The organism is Arthrobacter sp. I3, assembly GCF_000520575.1.
Taxonomy (GTDB): Bacteria; Actinomycetota; Actinomycetes; order Actinomycetales; family Micrococcaceae; genus Arthrobacter; species Arthrobacter humicola_A.
Window position 1 is genome coordinate 1 of record NZ_KI914942.1, and the last position, 4,569, is coordinate 4,569.

The window sequence follows — 4,569 nt, forward strand, 5'->3', positions numbered from 1 at the left end:
GGCCAGGGGTAGCCCCGTCTTTTAAGCTACGCCTCGGGAACGGCGGCGTCCACGATCCCTGCGAAACGGCTGCCGACGCCGTCGTACACACTGCGCACGAGCCCGGGCCCGAGCACCGGGATCTCGCGTGCCTCGTGGTGCACGCAGCAGACGTACGTGAATTCCGGCCACCATTTTTTGGGCCGGGCCGCTTCGGAGAATCCGCAGACGGCACAGGTGAGCTGGACCCAGACGGGCCGCTTGCCGGTGCGGTTTGCCTTGGACTGGACCAGCCACGCCGGCGGGTTGTCCAGCAGCTCGCCCAGCTCGGCCTCGGACAGCCGGGGCGGGATGCCGTGACGGTGCGCCATTTCCAGGGGAATGTCGAGGGTCTGGGCTGCTTCACGTCGGGTAACCATCCTTCAACGATACGGGAACGACGGCGGCCCGAAGCCACCAGGGCGCCCCGGTGTTACCCTCGCCACACCGGCAGCGGGCTGAGGTTTTCAGCCGGCGAGGGCAAGCCCAAGCGCCGCGGCCGTGAGCCCCGCGAGAAGGTTCGCGCCGATGTTGAGCGCCGCCGCCCGGTACCGCTTTTCGCTGACCAGGCGGACCGTCGCGGTGGTCCATGAGCTGAAGGTGGTCAGGCCGCCGGCGAGACCGGTTGCGATCGCGGCGTGCCAGTCGGCGCCCAGCTCCAGGTGGCCGGTCAGGCCGACGGACCAACCGATGATGAAGGATCCGGCGACGTTGACTGTGAGCGTCGCCCAGGGCCAGTGCGGTCGGGAGCCCTGATGGTGCGCAAACCAGGAGTCGACGGCGAACCGCAGGAGTGCTCCCGCCACCCCGCACGCCCCGACCACCAGCGCGGTCATCATTGGGCACCGCCGCGGAGGTCGGCGATCGCCTTGCCGGTTTTCCAGCCGGCCGCCGCGGCCCCGAGGCCCAGGACGAGCGAGAGCCCGAGGTAGGCCAGCCACGTGCCGTGGAAGCCGCCGCGGATCTGCTGGTCAATGGCGATCACCAGCGCCGAAAAGGTGGTGAAGGAACCCAGGAGGCCGGGCCCGATGCCGGCGCGCAGCCAGAAAGCCGTCTGTGGCCGCGCGATCCAGAGGGTGGTCAGGGTGGCCAGAACGAAACTCCCGGAGACATTGATCGCCAACGTGGTCCACGGCACCGCGCCGGCGCTTTCGGGAAAAATCAGGCCGGCGCCGAAACGCAGCTCGGTTCCGATCAGCCCGCCGACGGCGACGGCGGACCAGGCCTTCCAGCCCGGCACGCCGGGGCGCGGCACGGCCCGGCGCTCATCGAGCGCACCCTTCACTCAGCTCTCCGTGACGCTGCAGCCGGCGTGCCCGGCATCGCTGTGGACCCAGAGGGCCGAGGCGACCTCGTCGGCGAAATCGAATTCACGCGGTGCCGCGGCGGAACCGATCCGCACGACCATGGGGCCACCGAAGGGACGCCGGCCCACCACCTCCACTTCGGCGTCGAGGTCGATGTCCTCTGCGGCGAGATAGCGCAGGAGCTCCGGGTTGTCGTCGCTGATCCGGGTGATCCGGCCGGTGTGGCCGTCGTCGAGTTCGCTCAGGCGGTGGGCGGCGGGCATCAGCACCGAGCCGTCGGCTGCCGGGATGGGATCGCCGTGCGGGTCCCGGGTGGGGTTCCCCAGCTTGGCCGCCATGCGTTCAATAAAGGTGTCCGAGACGGCGTGCTCCAGGAGCTCGGCTTCGTCATGGACCTCGTCCCAGCGGTATCCCAGCTCGCGGACGAGGAAAGTCTCGATCAGCCGGTGCCGCCGGACCATGGACAGGGCGAGCCGGACTCCATCGCTGGTGAGCGTGACGGCGCTGTAGGGCTTGTGGTCTACGAGGCCCTGGTCTTTGAGCTTGCGGACCATTTCCGACACCGAGGAGTTGGCGACGCCCAGGCGCTGCGCCAGCTGCGTGGAGGTGATGGGCTTGCGCTGCCACTCGGTGAACGAATAGATGACCTTGACGTAGTCCTCGATCGAGGAGGAGGGCGTACTGGTCTTCACAGACCTAAGCCTACCGTCAGCTGCCTCCGGAGAAAGTGAGCCACAGCAGGACCAGGTTAAGGGCCACGACGAGCACCACGCTGATGATGGCGGCGATTCGGAGGGCGGGGCCGTCGGCAAACCGGCCCATCAGGGCTTTGTTGCTGGTCAGCACCACCAGCGGGACCAGGACAAAGGGAATCCCGAAGCTGAGGACCACCTGGCTCAGGACGAGCGCCCAGGTGGGGTCGAAGCCCACCGCCAGCAGCACGACGGCGGGGATAAGGGTCACGACGCGCCGGGCCATGACGGGGATCCGGATCTTGAGCAGGCCCTGCATGATGGTGCCGCCGGCATAGCAGCCCACCGAGGTCGATGCCAGGCCGGAGGCGAGCAGCCCGACCGCGAAGATCACGCCGACGATCGGGCCGAGGTTGGCGGTGATGGCGGCGTGCGCGCCCTCGATCGTGTCCGTGCCTTCTTCGCCGCCGAGGGTGGAGGCGGCCAGGAGCAGCATGCCGATGTTGACCAGTCCGGCGATCGCGAGGGCGGCCACGACGTCGAACCGGGTGGCCCGGACCAGGCGCGCGATGGCCGCCGGGGGAACATGCAGGTGTTCGTCCGGCCGGTGCCGGTCCCGGGACAGGGCCGAGTGGACGTAGATGGCGTGCGGCATGACGGTGGCCCCGAGCATGCTGGCGGCCAACAAGACGGTGTCCGGTCCCTGGAAGCCGGGCATGAGCCCGGCCAGGGCGGCTCCCGGATCGGGCGGGCTGATGAACAGCCCGGCCAGGAAGCCGACTGTGATGATGCCGAGCAGGAACATGATGATGAATTCGAACGGCCGCTGCTTCTGCCGGGCCTGGACCGCGAGCAGGAGCATCGACACGGCGCCGACAATCAGGGCGCCAAGGGGGAGGGGCAGGCCGAAAAGCAGGTACAGGGCGATTGCGCCGCCCACCACCTCCGCGAGATCGGTGGCGGCGGCGACAACTTCGGCCTGCACCCAGAAGGCGCGGCGCCAGAACGGCTTGAGCCGTTCACCAAGGATCTCCGGAAGGCTCTTGCCCGTGACGATCCCGAGCTTGGCGGACTGGTACTGGACGAGGACGGCCATGACGTTGGCGGCCACGAGGACCCACACCAGCAGGTAGCCGTACTGCGCTCCGGCGGTCAGGTTGGCGGCCACGTTTCCGGGGTCCACGTAGGCGATCGACGCCACGAAGGCCGGTCCCAACAGGCCGATCAGCGCCCTCCGGGCACCCGGGTGTTTGTAAGTGGGGGCGTCCTGCGCCGGTTGCCCGTGTCCCGTTAGCTCCAGCACTGCCAGCTCCTGTGATTGGCGCGTCGGCGTTGACGCGATGATCGGCGCCGGCCGGAAAACAGCCGGTGTCAAAGTTTCGTGTGCCTATAAGAATTTATTAGGCATACCGAAACAATAGGCCCGGCGGGCGCTGTGTGCAATCCGGGGTGAGCGTGCATCAGGCCCGGAAGGCCCGCCACGTCTGGGTCAGGTAGGGCAGCCGGAGCACCTCGCCTGGGGTGTGCCCCAGGTGTTCGTGCAGGTACCAGGCGAGGTTGGCTGTGACCTTGGCCCGGGTGGAGTCCGATGCCGCGAGATAGTAGCTGCGGGACTTGGCCAGCTCCTGGATGTCCTCCGTCGTGACGGAATCCTCCCAGCGCGTCAGGTGGCTCTCCAGCCCGGCGAACTCGGGGCCCACGGCCGGACGGAAGTGCGGCTTGTGGACGTCCCCGGCGTGCATGATCCGGGAGAGCCGGTGCACCCAGGGCACGCTGGTGTCCAGCTGGTTCCAGATCAGGCCGAGCACGCCGTGCGGCCGCAGGATCCGGGCAATCTCGGCGCTGGCCAGGCCGGGGTCGCACCAGTGCCACGCCTGGGCGACCGTGACCAGGTCAAAGGACTCCGGCTTGAGACCAGTGGCCTCGGCGCTGCCCTCGATGGCGGTGACGTCCGGCAGGGTCCGGCGCAACTGCTCAAGCATGTCGGCAGAGGGGTCCACGGCCACCGTGCCCAGTCCGCGTTCTGCCAAAAGGGAAGTGAACTTCCCGGTGCCCGCGCCAATGTCCGCGGCGTCCCTGGCTCCCGCCGGGACCAGCCAGTCGGCCGACTCCTGCGGATAGCCGGGGCGGACGCGTTCATAGTGTTCGCCGCCGTCCTGGAAGCTTTGTCCGAGTTCCTGGCGCCGCTCGCTGTGCAGCTTCGGTCCGCTGTGGAGCCTGGGTCCGGCGCTTGCCACGTGCGATCTCCTTCGGGAAGGTCCTGCTGGTTACAGATACCTTTCGAATTTACCGCACCCGCGCCGGGCCCTGATCCTGCGCTAGTCGAGGGTGCAGGGCGCAGCGCCGGCGGTGCCCGGGGTGTTCGGCGCCCAGTGGGGGTAGCTGCGGGTATCGTTGGCCGGCACCCAGCGCCCGGCGTCCACCACGTAATCCCAGCCGAGTCCGTTTTGCCGCAGCTGCTGCAGGCCGGCCAGCAGGCGTTCGGCGTCCTCCAGCCGTGAGCCGAGGCCGAAGCTGGCCCGCAGGGAGCCGGCGGGCAGGCCGAGCCGCTT

General features: G+C 68.9%; 6 protein-coding genes and 1 pseudogene. All 7 read right to left on the minus strand.

Going from position 1 to position 4,569, the window contains the following annotated elements; genetic code table 11:
* Positions 1-26: 26 nt before the first annotated feature.
* On the minus strand, positions 27-398 hold the full coding sequence (locus Y706_RS0116620) for a hypothetical protein (RefSeq protein ID WP_028276038.1): 372 nt from the start codon (positions 396-398) through the stop codon (positions 27-29).
* A gap of 87 nt (positions 399-485) precedes the next feature.
* Complete coding sequence (locus Y706_RS0116625; protein ID WP_028277484.1) at positions 486-854, minus strand: fluoride efflux transporter FluC; 369 nt, start codon at positions 852-854, stop codon at positions 486-488.
* Entirely contained in the window at positions 854-1,303 is a 450-nt protein-coding gene (locus tag Y706_RS0116630; protein ID WP_052355093.1) for a fluoride efflux transporter FluC, read from the minus strand. Before Y706_RS0116630 ends, Y706_RS0116625 begins: the two co-directional genes overlap by 1 nt.
* Positions 1,304-2,017, minus strand: a complete 714-nt coding sequence (locus Y706_RS0116635; RefSeq protein WP_028277486.1) for a metal-dependent transcriptional regulator — start codon at positions 2,015-2,017, stop codon at positions 1,304-1,306. It lies immediately after the preceding gene.
* Between the two features lie 16 nt (positions 2,018-2,033).
* Entirely contained in the window at positions 2,034-3,320 is a 1,287-nt protein-coding gene (locus Y706_RS0116640; RefSeq protein ID WP_028277487.1) for an Nramp family divalent metal transporter, read from the minus strand.
* Positions 3,321-3,477: 157 nt separating this feature from the next.
* Entirely contained in the window at positions 3,478-4,254 is a 777-nt protein-coding gene (locus Y706_RS0116645) for a class I SAM-dependent methyltransferase (protein WP_028277488.1), read from the minus strand.
* 81 nt (positions 4,255-4,335) lie between these two features.
* A pseudogene (locus tag Y706_RS26030) lies at positions 4,336-4,569 on the minus strand (cysteine desulfurase); the annotation flags it as partial.